Genomic DNA, 17,827 nt, shown 5'->3' on the forward strand with positions numbered 1-17,827 from the left:
ATCAACTAATTTCAAGTTTCGGTGAAAGGGAGATGTTTACATGTTTCAATATGAAGAACTAAATAAGCAGTTTATCGGCGGCCGATGGAGGGATGGGAGCAGCCGGAACGTATTGGAAAACAGAAATCCTTATACTCAAAAAGTCATCACCTCATTCCGAAAAGCGACGCCTGATGACGTGGATGCGGCATATCGCGCCGCGGCTCTTGCGAAACAAGAATGGGACAAAGTAAACCCTTTTAAAAAGCGGGCCATTTTGGAAAAAGCCGTTTCTTTCATTGAAGAGCACGAAGAAGCGATTATTTACTTAATCATGGAGGAGCTAGGCGGAACACGGCTGAAGGCTGAGTTTGAAATCGGACTTGTCAAAAATATGATAAAAGAAGCCGCAACATTTCCGGTGCGGATGGAAGGGAAAATTCTCCCGTCCACGATTGACGGAAAAGAAAACAGGCTGTACAGAATACCTGCCGGAGTCGCGGGGGTAATCAGCCCGTTTAATTTCCCGTTTTTCCTTTCGATGAAATCTGTTGCGCCGGCACTCGGCGCGGGGAACGGCGTCGTGCTGAAGCCTCATGAAGAAACGCCGATCTGCGGCGGAACGCTTATCGCGAAAATTTTTGAAGCGGCCGGCGTACCGGACGGGCTGCTGAATGTCATCGTGACGGATATCGGGGAGATCGGCGACAGCTTTGTTGAGCATCCCGTGCCACGGATAATCTCATTTACAGGCTCAACCGGAGTGGGCAGCTATATCGGACAGCTTGCGGTCAAACACTTTAAAAAACCGCTGTTGGAGCTTGGCGGAAACAGCGCGCTGATCGTGCTTGAGGATGCTGATCTTGAATACGCCGTCAATGCGGCCGTATTCAGCCGGTTTACGCATCAAGGCCAGATCTGTATGTCGGCGAACCGCGTGCTCGTTCACACATCTGTTTATGACAAATTTACAGAGCTCTACGAAGCGAAAGTGTCATCGCTGAAAGTCGGCGATCCGATGGACCCTGATACGGTTATCGGTCCTTTAATCAATGAGAGACAGGCGGAAGGCCTGAGACGGTCTGTCGAAAAAGCGATAGAAGAGGGAGCGGTTCCGGTGCTGTCCGGCCGATTCAGCGGAACGGTCGCTGAGCCTGTCATTTTAAAAGATGTGAAACCTGAGATGAGCATCGCGAAGGAGGAGCTGTTCGGACCGGCCGTCTGCATCATGCCGTTTGAAACGGAGGATGAAGCGGTAAGCATCGCAAACGCGACACCGTTCGGTTTAAGCGGAGCCGTGCATACGGCAAACGTGGAGCGGGGCGTTGAGTTTGCTAAGCGGATCGAAACCGGCATGATTCACGTCAACGATACGACCATTAATGATGAACCGAACGTTGCGTTCGGCGGCGAGAAACAATCAGGTCTCGGCAGGCTGAACGGCGAATGGAGCCTTGAAGAATTCACCACGCTGAAATGGATTTCGGTTCAGCATGAAAAACGCCAATTCCCATATTAAGAAGGAGTGAAAGAAATGAGTATACAGACGGAGCAGCAAACGCACAGCCTGCTTGACGCTTTTGTCAAAGTTGCGCCTTTTTTAAACAGCCTGATCCAAGATGACATCACCATCGGAATTTATGATACAGAAAAATTAATCGTGAATATTCCGGCTAAAACGTTTTCTCTTAATGTAAAGCCGGGAGATCCGCTGCAAAAGGGGGACATCATTACAGACGCGATCCGCATGAATCAGAAGAAGACAAGCATGGTGCCGAAAGAGCTGTTCGGATTTCCGCTGATCGCCAGAGCGATTCCGCTTCATGATGAAAACGGAAAAGTCATCGGCGGCGTCGGTCTCGGCACGAGCCTTGAAAAATCAGCCAAGCTTCATGATGTCGCTGAAAGCCTGTCCGCCGTCGTGGAACAGACCGCTTCGGCGATCGCGGATATCTCAGAATCCATCAGCGGTTTCTCAGCACAGATGACCGGGATTTCCGCTCAGGCGAAACAAGTCAGTGAAAGCGCGGGAGAAATCGCCGACATTTCCGTTACTGTCAAGGGCATCTCGGATCAAAGCAATCTGCTCGGTTTGAATGCGGCCATTGAAGCCGCGAGAGCAGGAGAATCCGGCAAGGGCTTTTCCGTGGTGGCGGATGAGATCCGCAAGCTTGCCACTCATTCAAAAGACAATGTCGGCCAAATTGACCAGATTACGAAAAAAATCCACAGCCTGCTGAAAGGGCTGGAGGACTCAATTGAATCCATCAACCAGAACACGGACGGCCAAGCGGCGGCGGTAGAACAAATTTCTGCCACGATGCAGGAGATTTCGGGAAGCGCCCAGCATTTAGCGAAAATGGCTGAAAACGTGCTCGGAGAATCATAAAAAAAGGGAGCTTACGGGCTCCTTTTTTGTTTTCCCTTATCAATCGGAAACTGCACTTACACGTTTGATCCGTCATGCTAAAGGGGTACACATACGAATACATCACCAATGATAAAGGAGAGTCTTGTATGTCTGATGCAAATCTGCACAACCCGCTGACGAAATATGATCATGATGAATTTCCAAAACAATATCAAGAACCGCCCGGTTTGCAGAAAGAGATGAAGCCTGTGCCGGACTGCGGTGAAACAAGCTATAAAGGAGCCGGCAAGCTGAAGGGAAGAAAAGCCCTCGTCACCGGCGGCGATTCAGGTATCGGCCGGGCCGCCGCGATTGCTTATGCCCGGGAAGGGGCGGATGTGGCCATTAACTATCTGCCTGAGGAACAGCCGGATGCCGAAGAAGTGAAAGCGTTAATTGAAAAAGAGGGAAGAAAAGCTGTTCTGCTGCCGGGAGATTTAAGCGATGAAGCGTTTTGCGGAGAATTGGCGGAAAAAGCGTATCAAGAGCTTGGCGGTCTTGACACGCTCGCTCTTGTCGCCGGCAAACAGCAGGCAGTGGATGATATCAGCGATCTTACTACAGAACAAATCTATCAAACATTTGAAGTCAACGTATTCTCGCTGTATTGGCTCGTCAAAGCCGCGCTTCCGTATCTGCCGGAAGGCGCGTCTATTATCACGACAACGTCCGTAGAAGGTTATAATCCAAGCCCGATGCTGTTGGATTATGCTGCGACGAAACATGCCATTATCGGTTTTACCGTCGGCCTAGGAAAGCAGCTGGCGAATAAAGGAATCAGAGTCAACTCGGTAGCGCCGGGGCCGATCTGGACACCGCTGCAGATTTCGGGAGGACAGCCCGGAGAAAACATTCCGAAATTCGGCAAGGAAACACCGGCCGTTCCATTACAGCGTGCCGGACAGCCGGCGGAGCTGGCAGGGATTTATGTCTTTTTGGCCTCAGAAGAATCGAGTTATGTGACATCCCAAATTTACAGTGTAAGCGGAGGAATTCCGACAGCGTAATCAAAAAGGAGCTGCCCTTCATACGGGGGCAGCTCTTTTTTTCGATGTTATGTGCCGAGCACGTTTTGATTATACAGGACACTCGGATGTGACGGATGATAGGAGGCGGCTTTGTCGTTATGAATCTTCGCTTTTTCTCTGTCGCCGAGCTGCCAGTGGCAGACGCAGAGCTGCAGATGGGGGTACCAGGTGGAATATTCGAGCTGGGTAAAGCCTGCATCACTGCTTTTGGCGGATAGGGCGAGCTCATACCAAAACACGCCCTGCCGGTATTGCCGTTTCTCCGCAAAATAGTCGCCGAGCCTGCAGCAGAACTCCGGCCGCGGACAATCGATCAGAAATGATTTTAAGAGAGACGTCATGGCGGCCTCTTCATGGCCGACCGCCCTGTAGCAATCGGATAGATATTGGCACGTTCTGATCTCGTCTTCGATCCAGCACTGTTTTGTGGAAAGAAAATGGTGATAATACGTGATGGCGCGCTGATACTGGCCGTGATCCTTTAATTCATTCGCGAAGTAAAACAAATCGCGCGGTGTCATCGTTTCACTGTTTTCCGCCATTCTCTCATAAATCTTCAAGTTGCGGTCCGAGGGAGGCGAGTGCTTTTTCTCGGATTTCCGGTGTGTGACGGCAATATCGGTTTCTATGATGTTTCCGTATACCTCAAGATACTCATGCACGGCTCCGATCCAGCGGAACCCTTTTTCACGCTTGACGAGTCGGTTGCGGCGGTATCTGAAGCTGACCTCTCCCCGATCATCAAAGCCGACGTGATAATACATGGATACCGCGTCCACCTCTTTTGAAAGCGACGCCTTCAGTTCAATCAGCTTTTCACGGTCCTTTTCCGTCAGCATATCGTCGGCGTCCAGCCACAGAATATAATCCATTTCCGCTTTCGAAAACACAAAATTACGGGCGGCCGCAAAGTGATCGATCCATTCAAAATCATAAATCTTATCCGTATAACGGGCCGCGATTTCTTTCGTCCGGTCGGTCGAGCCCGTATCAGCAATCACAATTTCATCCGCAATGTCTTTGACGGAATCAAGACAGCCCGCAAGCACTTCCTCTTCATTTTTCACGATAACGCACAAACTGACGCTGATCATGTCATCACCTCTTCCCCTCCAGTGTATAAAAGGAGAGGCGGAAACATTCTTCGGACAAAATGATCTCTTCCAAGAAATTTGTCTGTCCTTTTACTAGTTTTATTCCAGCGCCTGATTTAAAATGAACACATGAACTTACGTGAGGATTGATAGGAACCATGAGCATCATAAAAGCGGAAAACCTTTATAAAACATACGGAGATAAGACATTATTCGACCATATCTCCTTTCATATTGAAGAGAATGAAAGAATCGGTTTAATCGGCCCGAACGGAACGGGGAAGTCTACGCTTCTGAAAACCATTGCCGGCCTTGAATCAACGGAGGAAGGCGAGATTACGGCTTCAGGAAACGTGCATATTGAGTTCTTGCATCAGGACCCTGAGCTTCCGGCCGGACAAACCGTTCTTGAACATATTTATTCCGGCGGATCAGCCGTCATGAGAACGATGAGAGAATACGAAAAAGCGCTTCAGGCGCTGAATGAAGAACCGGAAAATGACCAGCGCCAGAAACACCTGCTTGATGCGCAGGCCCGAATGGACGCGAATGATGCGTGGGAGGCGAATACGTTAGCCAAAACGGTTTTAACCAAACTTGGCGTCACCGATCTGATGAAGGATGTCAGCGAGCTGTCCGGCGGCCAGAGAAAGCGCGTCGCGATTGCGAAAAACGTCATCCAGCCGGCTGACCTGCTCATTTTGGATGAACCGACAAACCACTTGGACAATGAAACGATTGAATGGCTGGAAGGCTACTTATCGCAATATCCGGGCGCCGTTATGCTTGTCACGCACGACAGATATTTTCTGAACAGGGTGACGAACAGAATTTACGAGCTTGAGAGAGGCAGCCTTTATACGTATAAAGGAAACTATGAAGTATTCCTGGAAAAACGGGCCGAACGGGAGGCGCTGGCAGAGCAGAAAGAAACAAAACGCCAAAACCTCCTGCGCCGCGAATTGGCGTGGCTCAGAAGAGGAGCGAAAGCGCGCTCGACGAAACAAAAAGCGAGAGTGGACAGAGCGGAGGCGCTCAAGGAGCAAAAAGGGCCGGCAGTCTCCGGATCACTCGATTTCGCGATCGGTTCCCACCGTCTCGGAAAACAAGTAATCGAAGCCGATAACGTCTCCATTACCTATAACGGCCAAGCGCTGATCAGCCAGTTTAATGAGCTTGTCATCCCTGGGGAACGAATCGGCATCATCGGGCCGAACGGAATCGGGAAAACGACACTTTTAAACAGCCTCGCCGGCAGAATTCAGCCTGACAGCGGCAATATCACCATCGGGCAGACGGTCCGGATCGGCTACTACACCCAGGATCACAGCGAAATGAACGGCGATATGAAAGTCATTGAATATATAAAAGAGACGGCCGAAATCGTCAAAACGGCGGAAGGCGATGTCATCACCGCGGAACAAATGCTTGAGCGTTTTCTGTTCCCGCGTCCGATGCAGCAGACATATATCAGAAAGCTGTCAGGCGGGGAAAAACGCCGTCTGTACTTGCTGAATGTACTGATGCAGGAGCCGAATGTGCTGTTTTTAGATGAACCGACCAATGATCTGGACACAGAAACATTAAGCGTGCTCGAGGATTATATCGAACAGTTCCCGGGCGTCGTCATCACCGTATCCCATGACCGCTATTTCCTTGACCGCGTCGTGGACCGCCTGATCGTATTTGAAGGACACGGTGTCATTTCCCGTTTCCAAGGTTCATACAGTGAATACATGGAACAAGCAAAAGCGAAGAAGACGGCGGTAAAACAGCCGGCCGAAGAGAAAAAGGCGGAAGAAGAGCCGAAGAAAAAGCGCAAAAAGCTTTCGTACAAGGATCAGATCGAATGGGACGGCATCGAAGACAAAATCGCCGGCCTTGAAGAAAAGCATCAGCGTCTGGAAGCGGAAATCGCTGAAGCGGGAAGTGATTTCGGAAAGATACAAGAACTGATGGCCGAACAGGCAAAAACGGCTGAAGAGCTTGAAGCGGCGATGGAACGCTGGACCGAATTGTCACTGATGATTGAAGAACTTGAGAATTAAGAAAAGCCGGTACGGCCCCCGAGAAGACGGCGGGTCATACCGGCTTTTTTTATCTTACACAGATGTCTCCCGGCGCTTTAAAGACAAAGGTTCCGTCCAAGCCAAGTTTATCCGGCACAAAAAGTTTACGTTTACGTTAAGGTTCAAATGGTGTATAATAGAAACAGATACGACAAGAGGGGGATTCACCTTGGAATGGATGAAGATTGATCAAGTTGCCAAGCGAAGCGGATTGACAAAACGAACCATTCGTTTTTACGAGGAGATTGGTTTGATTCCTGCTCCTAAACGGACAGAAGGCGGCGTCCGGCTTTACTCTGAAGATGATATGGAGGAGCTCGAAAAAGTCACCAGCACAAAAGAAGTGCTCGGTTTTTCCCTTCAGGAACTTCAGCAGTTTATGGAGATGAGCCGTCAGCTGGAATTAAACAAAGAGGGGTACTTGTTGTCACTGGATCCGAAGGAACGGAAAGAAAAGCTGGAAGAGATTCAGCACGCTTTGAACCACCAGCTTGAGATGATTGATGAGAAGATCAGCACATTTCAGCATTTTAAAACGCGCCTTAACGGAATGAAAGAAAAAGCTGACCGCGCCATTCAATCAATCGAATGATTTTGCTGTAAACGCTATGGATATAGCGTTTCTTTTAATGGATGAAACAGGAGGTCTGGTCAAATGGATACATCATCACAACAGAAAACAGGCTTATTCAGCCAGCCGAAAGCCGTTTGGGCGGTTGCGTTTGCCTGTGTGATTTCCTTTATGGGAATCGGTCTTGTCGATCCGATTCTTCCGGCGATCGCCGCACAATTACATGCTTCACCTAGTGAAGTATCTCTGTTATTTACAAGTTATTTGCTCGTTACCGGTTTTATGATGTTTTTCTCCGGCGCGATTTCCAGCCGGATCGGCGCAAAATGGACGCTGCTTCTCGGACTTATTTTTATCATCGTGTTTGCCGCTCTCGGCGGAAGCTCAAGTTCAATCGCTCAGCTTGTCGGCTATCGCGGCGGCTGGGGGCTTGGGAATGCTCTCTTTATTTCAACCGCGCTTGCCGTCATTGTCGGGGTATCTGTCGGCGGCAGCGCCAAAGCCATTATTCTGTATGAGGCCGCGCTCGGACTGGGGATTTCCGTCGGGCCGCTTGCCGGCGGAGAGCTTGGCAGCATTTCATGGCGCGCTCCGTTCTTCGGAGTGTCTGTCCTCATGCTCATAGCGCTTTGCGCGATTTCACTCATGCTGCCGAAGCTGCCGAAACCGGCGAAACGCGTCGGTGTGTTTGATGCGATGAAGGCGCTCAAATATAAAGGCCTTTTGACAATGGCAGTATCTGCATTCCTATACAACTTTGGATTTTTTATTTTGCTTGCTTATTCTCCGTTCGTTCTGGATTTAGATGAACACGGTCTCGGATATGTCTTCTTCGGCTGGGGCCTTCTGCTGGCAATTACGTCAGTCTTTACGGCGCCGCTTGTGCACAAAGCGCTGGGCACAGTGCGTTCGCTCGTCGTTCTCTTTATCGCCTTTGCGGCCATTCTCGTTATTATGGGGGTCTGGACTGACCATCAGACGTTGATCATTACATGTATCGTTGTTGCCGGTGCTGTCCTCGGTATGGTGAATACGATCATGACAACCGCTGTGATGGGTGCTGCGCCGGTTGAACGTTCAATCGCGTCTTCAGCCTACAGCTCAGTCCGCTTTATCGGCGGTGCGCTCGCTCCGTGGATTGCGGGAATGCTGTCAGAACACTTCACCGCAAGCACACCATATACAGTAGGCGGGATTGTCGTTTTTGTCGGCATGCTTGTTCTTCTTATGGGACGCAAACATCTTGCCGGAATAAAAGCCGGACATTAAAAAAAGGAACTTCCGCACGGGCGGGAGTTCCTTTTTGTGTTTACAGCACTTTCGTCGTCCAAGATTCACAATTCCATGTTTCCGTCGCGATATCCATGTAGAACTCGGGTTCGTGGGAAATCAGCAGAATGGAGCCTTTGTATTCTTTCAGCGCGCGTTTCAGCTCTTCTTTCGCATCGACATCCAGGTGGTTTGTCGGTTCGTCAAGCACGAGCAGGTTTGTTTCTGAATTGATCAGCTTGCACAGTCTGACCTTCGCTTTTTCTCCTCCGCTGAGAACGGAGACGCGGCTTTCAATGTGTTTGGTCGTCAGGCCGCATTTGGCGAGGGCGGCGCGGATTTCGTATTGGGTAAAGGAAGGAAATTCGCTCCACACTTCTTCGATGCACGTATTGTTATTGGTTTCTTTCACTTCCTGCTCGAAATAGCCCGTGTATTGATGCTCGCCGCGCTCCACCGTGCCTTCCAGCGGCTGGATTTCACCGAGCAGGCTTTTTAACAGCGTCGTTTTCCCGATGCCGTTTGCGCCGTACAGGGCGACTTTCTGTCCGCGCTCCATTCTGAGATTGAGCGGGCGTGACAGCGGAGTATCGTAACCGATGACTAAGTCCTTCGTTTCAAAAATGAGCTTGCCTGACGTTCTCGCAGGCTTGAAATGGAATTCCGGTTTCGGTTTTTCGGCCGCCAGTTCGATCATATCCATCTTATCAAGCTTTTTCTGACGGGACATCGCCATATTTCTCGTGCTGACGCGGGCTTTGTTGCGGGCGACGAAATCTTTCAGCTCAGCCACTTCCTGCTGCTGTTTTTTGTAGGCGGCTTCGAGCTGCTGTTTTTTCACTTCGTAGACTTCCATAAACTGATGATAATCACCGACATAACGCGTCAGCTCTTGGTTTTCCACATGATAAATCAAATTGATTACGCTGTTTAAAAACGGAATGTCGTGAGAAATTAAGATGAACGCATTTTCATATTCCTGCAAATAGCGTTTCAGCCATTCAATATGCTGTTCATCAAGGTAGTTCGTCGGTTCGTCCAACAGAAGGATTTCCGGCTTTTCCAAAAGCAGTTTGGCGAGCAGCACTTTCGTCCGCTGTCCGCCGCTTAAGTCAGTGACGTCGCGGTCTAGGCCGACTTCCTGCAGGCCGAGGCCGCGGGCGATTTCTTCAACTTTGCTGTCAATCACGTAGAAATCATTGTTTGTCAGGGCGTCCTGAATGACACCGACATCTTCAAGCAGCTGCTCAAGCTCATCAGGGTCCGCTTCGCCCATTTTGTTGTAAATCTCGTTCATTTCTTCTTCCATCGCAAATAAGTAATGGAACGCATCCTTCAGCACGTCGCGGATCGTTTTTCCTTTTTCAAGCACGGTATGCTGATCGAGATAGCCGACACGCACGTTTTTCGCCCATTCAACCTTACCCTCATCAGGCTCAAGCTTTCCGGTAATAATATTCATAAACGTTGATTTACCTTCGCCGTTTGCTCCGATTAAGCCGACGTGTTCCCCTTTTAAAAGACGGAACGATACATTGTTAAAAAGCGCACGGTCACCGAAGCCGTGGCTTAAATCTTTTACGGATAAAATACTCATCATTACACCTCTATCGTTATCAGACACGCTTTTTTTATCATGTGTCTTTCTCATTTATGATTATAAAGGAGGAGACCGTTTGTTAAAAGGCTTGGAAGGAAAAAGAAAATTGCGTTTGCCGCGTGCATTTGAGATACTATGGAGTAGATCTTAAGAATTGAGGAGAACGACATGACCCAAACATGGCCATTTTTACAGCATACACAACCATTTATCGCCGAAAACTGGGAGGCGTCAGGTTTTCAGGAGCCGACCGTTATTCAGGAAAAAGCCGCTCAGGTGATCATGGAAGGGAAAGACGTCATTGCCGAATCCCCGACGGGAACGGGAAAAACATTGGCGTACACGCTTCCGGTTCTGGAGCGGATCAACCCGGAACAGAAACATCCGCAAGTGATCATTTTAGCGCCGTCCCGCGAGCTTGTGATGCAGATTTTTCAAGTGATTCAGGAGTGGAAAAAAGGCTCCGATCTTCGCGCTTTGTCTTTAATCGGCGGGGCAAACGTGAAAAAGCAGGTGGAGAAGCTCAAAAATAAACCGCATATCATTGCAGGCACACCGGGCAGGGTGCTCGAATTGATTCAGGCGAAAAAGCTGAAAATGCATGAAGTCAAGACGATCGTTCTTGATGAAGTGGATCAGCTCGTGACAAAGGAACACCGCGAAACGATGAAAAAAATCATTAAAACGACGCTGAAAGACCGACAGCTTCTAAGCTTTTCCGCTACGCTGCAGCCGGAGACAGAAGAGGTGCTGAATGCCATCGCACATGAACCGGCCGTTTTGAAAGTGGAGCGGAATACGGCGGAAAAAGCGCGCGTCACGCATCAATATCTCGTCTGCGATCAGCGGGATAAAGTAAAGCTTTTGCAAAAGCTGTCACGGCTGAACGGCATGCAGGCGCTCGTGTTTGTCAGAGATATCGGAAATTTAAGCGTCTATGCGGAAAAACTCGCCTATCATCACGTGGATCTCGGCATCCTGCACGGAGAAGCGAAAAAAATGGAGCGGGCAAAGATATTATCAGCGTTTGAAGGGGGAGAATTTCCGCTGCTTCTGGCGACTGACATAGCGGCGCGCGGACTTGATATCGATGATCTTCCGTACGTCATTCACGCAGACATCCCGAATGAAGACGGATATATCCACAGATCCGGCCGGACGGGGCGGGCCGGTAAAGAAGGAACCGTACTCAGCCTTGTCACGCCGATGGAAGAATCCAAATTGAAAAAAATGGCCAAATCACTCGGAATTGAGCTGAAAGAGGCCGTTTATTCAGGCGGAAAATTATCTGAGAAATAAGAAACGGAGGGCGGGAAGCCCTTCTTTTTTATTGTGAAATAATAGAAAAGGTTCAGGCGGGGGAGTGGGAAGATGGGTTCAATAGACCGATTTCAAATATTGAAGGAACGTGGGTTGGAAATACTCGAACACTGGTTTAAGAACGATAACATCAGACGGAGAATGGATGCGATGCTGCCATTAGACGCGTGGTATGCACGATTGAATAAAGATGAAGACGATACTGTCATTATGGCATATGACGGGCAGCTTCCGGCAGGTATAGTCTCTATAGAGTTTGTGGAGGAACGGGCGTATATCGGATTGATCGTCAATCCTTTGTACCAGCTTCAAGGGTACGGAAAACAGATCTTGCAAAAACTGCTGACTGATCCTGGGTTTACCAGCGTGTAGGAATGGGCGGCAAGCATCGAAAAAAGACAATCAAATCAGTTTAGCCTGCTTTCAAGCAGCGGGATTCAATTTGAAAGATACGGAGCCTGATGAAGACGGCTTTCTTACTTTGATTCTTCGCGGCTGATGCGAAAAAGCAGAAAAGGAGGGGACAAAGCCCTCCTTTTTTTCATCATCATGTTAACCTAGATCACTGACTTTGATGATCTGTTTGCCTTTGTTTTTTCCTTTAAACAGGCCGAGGAACGCGTCTGGAATATGGCTGAATCCTTCCGTAATCGTTTCTTCATAATGAAGCTTCCCGTCCTTGAGCCATTCAGCCAATTGTTTCGCGCCTTCGGAAAAGCGGTCAGCATAATCACTGACGATGAACCCCTGCATCAGCGCTTTTGTTTTGATCAGCTTCGGCTGGACGCGGGGGCCCATGTCTTCCTCTTCACTTTCGGTATTATATGAAGAGATCGCTCCGCATACCGGAATGCGGGCGAATTCATTCAGCAGGTTTATCACCGCATCTGAAATCGGTCCGCCGACATTGTCAAAATAGACATCGACGCCGTCAGGGCATGCCTGTTCAAGCGCTTTTTGAATATCATCCGCCGTTTTGTAATTAATGGCTTCATCAAATTGAAGCTCCTCTTTCAGATACGCGATTTTTTCGTCAGAACCGGCGATGCCGACAACCCGCGCGCCTTTGATTTTTGCAATCTGCCCGACCGTTGAGCCGACGGCGCCCGCAGCCCCTGAAACGACGACGGTTTCGCCCTTTTTCGGACGGCCGATATCGAGCAGGCCGAAGTAAGCGGTCAGTCCGGTCATCCCTAAAATGCCGAGATACGCCTGGGCGGGTGCGATATCCGTATCCAACTTGCGGAGGGCGGACTCATTGACGGCTGAATATTCCTGCCATGCGAGATTTCCGATCACAACATCTCCTTTTTTCAGCTTATCTCCGTCTGTCAGAACTTCAGCAATCACTCCGCCTGTTATGGCTTCATCTAAAGCGAACGGCTCTACATATGATTTTGTATCCTGCATCCGTCCGCGCATGTACGGATCAACGGACACATAACTCGTTTTCACAAGCACTTCGCCGTCTTTCGGTTCGGGAACGGCAATCGTTTCAAAGCGGAAATCGTCATGGACGGGAACGCCTTTCGGGCGTCTTGCCAATTGAATCTGCTGCTGATTATTCGGCATACTGAATCCTCCTTCAAGATAAGTGGTTGTTCCAAATGTAACACGAACCATTTCCCGAATACAAAATCAAACCGTCCGCCGGCAACAAAAAAAGAAGGGCCACGGCCCTTCTTTTCTTATATGCGTATTTAAAAGAATAACCGGTACACATCGGTGTTTTTCTCATGTTCCAAATATTCATAGGCATTCGTTTTTGAAGAATGAAGCATGTCAGAGGTAATCACGGGCTGAAGCGCGGTCAGATAAGAACCCAGCTTATTTTCAATTTCTGTCGGCAGAACGGATTCGATATCACCGATATTGATAATGATAGAGAAAACGAAATCGATATTAATATGAAAAGTATCTTCAGCAAAGGCCGTAAGCTCTTTTATTCCATCCGGGCAGCGGGTATGCCGGCGGAATACCTGCTTCACTAAATCACTGACAACCCAAGCGTTAAATCGCTGTTCCGGTGAAAAGTAATGAATAGGAACCACCTCCCTGCTTAATCGGCTCATGAAGATTTTTATTTTTCTGATAAAAGTTACTTTCCCTACTGTAACATGTCCCGCCGGAAAATATCCACCGACAATCTGCCCGTTTTTTCCCGGAACTCTCTTTCTTTTGTTTGACCTTTGGTTGAGCGGGTAAACATCCAATATACAAAAACAAAAGGGAGGACTTATCAATGAAACCGGTAGTAAGAGAATATACAAATGATCAAAAACTGATGCAGGACGTAAAAGAGCTTCAGCAATTGGGTGTCGCAAAAGAAGACGTATATGTGCTTTCACATGATGACGACAGAACGGACCGTCTGGCGGATAATACTGATGTCAATACCATCGGAGCGAAAGAAACGGGCATTAAACACGCGGTCGGCAATATGTTTAATAAAAAAGGCGACGAGCTCCGCAACAAAATTCACGAAATCGGCTTTTCAGAAGAGGAAGCATCACAATTTGAAAAGCGCTTAGATGAAGGAAAAGTTCTTCTGTTTGTCACGGATAACGAAAAAGTAAAATCATGGGCGTAAGCTGAACAGATCCCAAGGGGTTTTCGGTCCCTTGGGATTTTTTTGCGGTTTCCGCAATAAAACCGAAAGGCACATGCTGTACATTTTCGGTGCCGTTTCTCAACTGATTTGATACAATCCAATTGTAATAAAGTGGAACAGAGAATCAGGAGGAGCACAATTCATGAAAAAAATGTTACTTATGCTGGCGGTTTGTTTATGTATGATCCCTGCGGACGTCTATGCCGCTGACCTGGGACGGCAGACGTTAGGAACAAATGACGGCTGGGGAGCCGCTTCCGGCGGGACAACCGGCGGCGCGAAAGCCTCTTCATCGAATGTCTACACCGTATCAAACAGACAGCAGCTCGTTTCTGCATTAGGGGGAAGCGCCAACAGCACGCCGAAGATTATTTACATACAAGGCACAATCAATATGAATACGGACGACCGGAATAAAACGCTCGGCTTTAATGATTATAAAGATCCGGCATATGATCTCAACGCTTATCTGAAGGCGTACGACCCGGACAAATGGGGGAAAAAAGCGCCGTCAGGCACCCAGGAAGACGCCAGACAGCGATCTCAAAAAAACCAGAAAGCACGGGTCGTGATTGACATTCCTTCAAATACGACGATCATCGGTTCGGGTTCAAATGCCAAAGTGACAGGCGGAAGCTTTAATATAAAGAACGGCGTCGACAATGTCATCATCCGCAACATTGAATTTCAAGACGCTTACGACTATTTTCCGCAATGGGACCCGACGGACGGCAGCAGCGGCAACTGGAACTCGGAATATGACAATATCACCATTAACGGCGCGACGCATATCTGGATCGATCATTGCACCTTTAATGACGGATCGAATCCCGACAGCGGTTTTCCCTACTATTACGGAAGAAAATATCAGCACCATGACGGCCAGACAGATATAGCCAACGGGGCGAATTATATTACATTGTCCTATAATAAATATCATGACCATGACAAAGGCTCCGTCATCGGAAATAGCGACAGCAAGACGTCGGATGAAGGAAAACTGAAGGTGACCATTCACCATAACTATTACCAGAACATCGTCCAGCGCGCACCGCGGGTCCGGTACGGGCAGGTTCATATTTATAATAATTTTTACGCAGGCTCTAAAAGCGCCGCATACCCGTTCAGCTATGCGTGGGGCGCAGGCCACGCGTCAAAAATATATGCCCAGAATAATGTCTTTGAAGTGCCGGGACTGGCTGCTGATAAAGTCATCAGCGTCTTCAGCGGCGGAAAAGCGCTTCATGAAGACGGCACTCTTTTAAACGGCGCCGCAATTAACGCGTCAGCTGCCAACGGATTAAGTCAGTCCGTCGGCTGGACACCGTCATTGCACGGTTCCATCGGCTCATCATCAAATGTAAAATCAGATGTTATATCTAAAGCCGGGTCGGGTATATTAAAATAATAAACAAGAAGCACAAAGGAAAATATTCCTTTGTGTTTTTTAATTAACAAAAACGTTTATTAACTTAGTTAAGTAGTAAAATGGGATAGGGGGATGGAAGACAACAAAATAGGAGGAGACCTGTAATGGCTTCAGAAAAAGACGCAAAAAAACAGCAGGCAGTAAAAATCATTCCTTTGCTTATTACTGTTGCTGTGGGATTAATCATTTGGTTTATTCCCGCGCCGTCCGGACTTGAACCTAAAGCATGGCATTTGTTCGCTATTTTTGTCGCAACAATTATCGGCTTTATCTCCAAGCCCTTGCCAATGGGCGCAATTGCAATTTTTGCATTGGCAGTCACCGCGTTAACGGGAACGCTATCTATTGAAAATACGTTAAGCGGATTTGGAAACAAGACAATCTGGCTGATTGTCATCGCCTTTTTTATTTCCCGGGGATTTATCAAAACCGGGCTTGGCGCCAGGATTTCTTACGTATTCGTACAACGGTTCGGGAAGAAAACACTCGGCCTTTCTTATTCACTGCTGTTCAGTGATTTAATTTTATCACCTGCCATTCCGAGCAACACGGCACGGGCGGGCGGCATTATTTTTCCTATTATCAGATCATTATCCGAAACTTTCGGATCAACGCCGGCAGACGGAACAGAGCGGAAAATCGGCGCTTTCTTATTAAAAACCGGTTTTCAAGGAAACTTGATTACGTCTGCGATGTTTTTGACGGCAATGGCGGCGAATCCGCTGATCGCCAAGCTGGCCCACGATGTCGCAGGGGTGGACATCACATGGACAAGCTGGGCAATCGCGGCCATTGTACCGGGATTGGCGAGCTTAATCATTACGCCGCTCGTCATTTATAAGCTGTATCCGCCGGAAATTAAAGAAACACCGGACGCGGCTAAAATCGCAACGGAAAAATTGAAAGAAATGGGTCCGTTTAAAAAATCCGAACTCTCCATGGTTATCGTCTTTTTATTGGTGCTTGCGCTGTGGATTTTCGGAGGAAGCTTCAATATCGACGCAACGACGACGGCCCTGATCGGATTATCCGTTTTGCTTTTGTCACAGGTATTAACATGGGAGGACATCAAAAAAGAACAAGGTGCATGGGATACGCTGACTTGGTTCGCGGCGCTTGTGATGCTGGCGAATTTCCTGAATGAGCTCGGCATGGTGTCTTGGTTCAGCAATATGATGAAATCATCTGTTTCCGGTTTTTCATGGATTGTGGCATTTATGATTCTGATTGTCGTGTATTATTACACGCATTACTTCTTTGCGAGCGCAACCGCGCATATCAGCGCCATGTATGCGGCATTTCTCGCCGTCATCGTGGCGGCAGGCGCTCCGCCGCTGTTGGCGGCGCTCAGCCTGGCGTTTTTCAGCAACCTTTTCGGTTCGACGACGCATTACGGCTCAGGAGCGGCTCCGGTCTTTTTCGGAGCGGGTTATATCTCGCAAAGCAAATGGTGGTCCATCGGCTTTATCCTGTCAATCGTCCATATTGTGACATGGCTTGTGATCGGCGGATTATGGTGGAAAGTATTAGGGTTATGGTAGAAGAAAAAAGGCAGACTCAGGTCTGCCTTTTTTTATTTCTGTAAGGAATGGGAAGGGCCTGCACACGATGACTTCAGTGCGAATAGAATATTGCCGGGGTGATATTATGAGCAGCGGCCGTAATCAATACATGATATTGAAACAGAAACCTTACAAATATATGAGCAGACATATGAAACGCCGGTATGAACAATTACCATGTGAACTTGAAAGTCCGGAAACAGGGACGGAAAAACGGTTTCCGTCTTCAGATGAAAATCGATCTGCCTTGTGCGTACCCGGGCTGCGAGGTCCGGAAGGCAAAAGAGGACCCGCCGGCTCCCGCGGTCCGCAAGGGGAGGCGGGTCCGCCGGGTCCGCCCGGTCCCCCGGGGCCTGAGGGGCCGCCGGGAGCGGTTCCTGCGGTAGCTTTTCAAAATACAGCAGACCTAATGACGCTTCCGTTAGAAGGAACACCGATAAACGTGTTAAGCGCAGTGATAGCTGCGCCGACAGATCAATTGGTGAAAACGGATGCCGTCATACAAGTAAATGTGGAATTAGATCCGCTTGCGTCTCATTTCTCATTGGTCTTAGCTGTCGAGCTGCAAAGAAATGGCGTAACGATACAAACACAGAGACAAGAGCGGAACCTCTTTTCTTCAGGCGGACAAATCATAGGAATTCCTTTTACGTACATCGACGAAATGAAGGCGGATGAAACAGCCGCGTATCAGCTCTATTTATCCGTCCTTTCTTCGAACTACGTAACACAAGTCGCAGCAGCAAACCGCTCCCTCATTGCGACTGGATTCCCCATTCAAGGATCTGATTAAGGTGATGAAAAGAAATCACCTTTTTTATTTAGGTTGTCAAAACACAGCCCGTATTAATATGCTGTCTTAATAAGTAAGACGGTCAACAACGG

At 48.5% G+C, this 17,827-nt stretch carries 15 protein-coding genes and 1 pseudogene; 12 read left to right on the forward strand and 4 right to left on the reverse strand.

Going from position 1 to position 17,827, the window contains the following annotated elements; all coding sequences use genetic code 11:
* Nucleotides 1-40 precede the first annotated feature (40 nt).
* The 3 genes from yfmT (at nucleotide 41) to HAP68_RS03415 (ending at nucleotide 3,396) form a co-directional block, all read left to right on the forward strand.
* Nucleotides 41-1,498, forward strand: coding sequence for a benzaldehyde dehydrogenase (gene yfmT / locus HAP68_RS03405; protein WP_003155667.1), 1,458 nt, complete (start codon nucleotides 41-43; stop codon nucleotides 1,496-1,498).
* A 465-nt stretch (nucleotides 1,499-1,963) separates the two neighbouring features.
* Nucleotides 1,964-2,368, forward strand: coding sequence for a methyl-accepting chemotaxis protein (locus tag HAP68_RS19745; protein ID WP_369719111.1), 405 nt, complete (start codon nucleotides 1,964-1,966; stop codon nucleotides 2,366-2,368).
* Nucleotides 2,369-2,496: 128 nt separating this feature from the next.
* Complete coding sequence (locus HAP68_RS03415; protein ID WP_014304589.1) at nucleotides 2,497-3,396, forward strand: SDR family oxidoreductase; 900 nt, start codon at nucleotides 2,497-2,499, stop codon at nucleotides 3,394-3,396.
* A gap of 47 nt (nucleotides 3,397-3,443) precedes the next feature.
* Here HAP68_RS03415 and HAP68_RS03420 read toward each other — a convergent pair whose 3' ends face one another.
* Entirely contained in the window at nucleotides 3,444-4,511 is a 1,068-nt protein-coding gene (locus HAP68_RS03420) for a glycosyltransferase (protein ID WP_003155660.1), read from the reverse strand.
* 158 nt (nucleotides 4,512-4,669) lie between these two features.
* Between HAP68_RS03420 and HAP68_RS03425 the strand changes: the two genes are divergently transcribed.
* The 3 genes from HAP68_RS03425 to HAP68_RS03435 all read left to right on the forward strand — a co-directional run bounded on the left by HAP68_RS03425 (nucleotide 4,670) and on the right by HAP68_RS03435 (nucleotide 8,420).
* The gene (locus tag HAP68_RS03425) at nucleotides 4,670-6,559 is read left to right on the forward strand and encodes an ABC-F family ATP-binding cassette domain-containing protein (protein ID WP_024084990.1); all 1,890 of its coding nucleotides are present in this window, start codon (nucleotides 4,670-4,672) and stop codon (nucleotides 6,557-6,559) included.
* A gap of 190 nt (nucleotides 6,560-6,749) precedes the next feature.
* Nucleotides 6,750-7,172, forward strand: a complete 423-nt coding sequence (locus tag HAP68_RS03430; RefSeq protein WP_003155658.1) for a MerR family transcriptional regulator — start codon at nucleotides 6,750-6,752, stop codon at nucleotides 7,170-7,172.
* A 63-nt stretch (nucleotides 7,173-7,235) separates the two neighbouring features.
* Complete coding sequence (locus HAP68_RS03435) at nucleotides 7,236-8,420, forward strand: MFS transporter (RefSeq protein WP_003155657.1); 1,185 nt, start codon at nucleotides 7,236-7,238, stop codon at nucleotides 8,418-8,420.
* 40 nt (nucleotides 8,421-8,460) lie between these two features.
* Here the strand turns inward: HAP68_RS03435 and HAP68_RS03440 are convergent, their stop codons facing one another.
* Nucleotides 8,461-10,017 carry an ABC-F family ATP-binding cassette domain-containing protein gene (locus tag HAP68_RS03440; protein WP_003155656.1) on the reverse strand — a complete coding sequence of 519 codons (1,557 nt, stop codon included), beginning with the start codon at nucleotides 10,015-10,017 and terminating at the stop codon, nucleotides 8,461-8,463.
* A gap of 171 nt (nucleotides 10,018-10,188) precedes the next feature.
* On the opposite strand from HAP68_RS03440, the gene HAP68_RS03445 reads away from it, so the two are divergent.
* Together HAP68_RS03445 and HAP68_RS03450 are read left to right on the forward strand one after the other, a co-directional pair.
* The gene (locus tag HAP68_RS03445; protein ID WP_024084991.1) at nucleotides 10,189-11,319 is read left to right on the forward strand and encodes a DEAD/DEAH box helicase; all 1,131 of its coding nucleotides are present in this window, start codon (nucleotides 10,189-10,191) and stop codon (nucleotides 11,317-11,319) included.
* Nucleotides 11,320-11,391: 72 nt separating this feature from the next.
* Nucleotides 11,392-11,839 (forward strand): annotated as a pseudogene (locus HAP68_RS03450) (GNAT family N-acetyltransferase).
* 53 nt (nucleotides 11,840-11,892) lie between these two features.
* Here HAP68_RS03450 and HAP68_RS03455 read toward each other — a convergent pair.
* The gene (locus tag HAP68_RS03455) at nucleotides 11,893-12,912 is read right to left on the reverse strand and encodes an NADP-dependent oxidoreductase (RefSeq protein ID WP_024084992.1); all 1,020 of its coding nucleotides are present in this window, start codon (nucleotides 12,910-12,912) and stop codon (nucleotides 11,893-11,895) included.
* Between the two features lie 128 nt (nucleotides 12,913-13,040).
* A complete protein-coding gene (locus HAP68_RS03460) occupies nucleotides 13,041-13,391 on the reverse strand; it encodes a DUF3212 family protein (protein WP_024084993.1) in 351 nt (116 codons plus the stop codon).
* 191 nt (nucleotides 13,392-13,582) lie between these two features.
* Here HAP68_RS03460 and HAP68_RS03465 point away from each other — a divergent pair, with 191 nt between their 5' ends.
* The 4 genes from HAP68_RS03465 (at nucleotide 13,583) to HAP68_RS03480 (ending at nucleotide 17,735) form a co-directional block, all read left to right on the forward strand.
* Nucleotides 13,583-13,930 carry a YflT domain-containing protein gene (locus HAP68_RS03465; RefSeq protein WP_003155650.1) on the forward strand — a complete coding sequence of 116 codons (348 nt, stop codon included), beginning with the start codon at nucleotides 13,583-13,585 and terminating at the stop codon, nucleotides 13,928-13,930.
* A 163-nt stretch (nucleotides 13,931-14,093) separates the two neighbouring features.
* Nucleotides 14,094-15,359: a pectate lyase gene (locus tag HAP68_RS03470; RefSeq protein ID WP_003155647.1), complete on the forward strand. Its 1,266-nt coding sequence runs from the start codon at nucleotides 14,094-14,096 to the stop codon at nucleotides 15,357-15,359.
* A 125-nt stretch (nucleotides 15,360-15,484) separates the two neighbouring features.
* Nucleotides 15,485-16,921 carry an anion permease gene (locus HAP68_RS03475; RefSeq protein WP_003155645.1) on the forward strand — a complete coding sequence of 479 codons (1,437 nt, stop codon included), beginning with the start codon at nucleotides 15,485-15,487 and terminating at the stop codon, nucleotides 16,919-16,921.
* Between the two features lie 106 nt (nucleotides 16,922-17,027).
* Nucleotides 17,028-17,735, forward strand: a complete 708-nt coding sequence (locus HAP68_RS03480; protein WP_024084994.1) for a hypothetical protein — start codon at nucleotides 17,028-17,030, stop codon at nucleotides 17,733-17,735.
* The last annotated feature ends 92 nt before the right edge of the window (nucleotides 17,736-17,827 follow it).

Source organism: Bacillus sp. Bvel1 (genome assembly GCF_014872755.1).
GTDB lineage: Bacteria > Bacillota > Bacilli > Bacillales > Bacillaceae > Bacillus > Bacillus velezensis.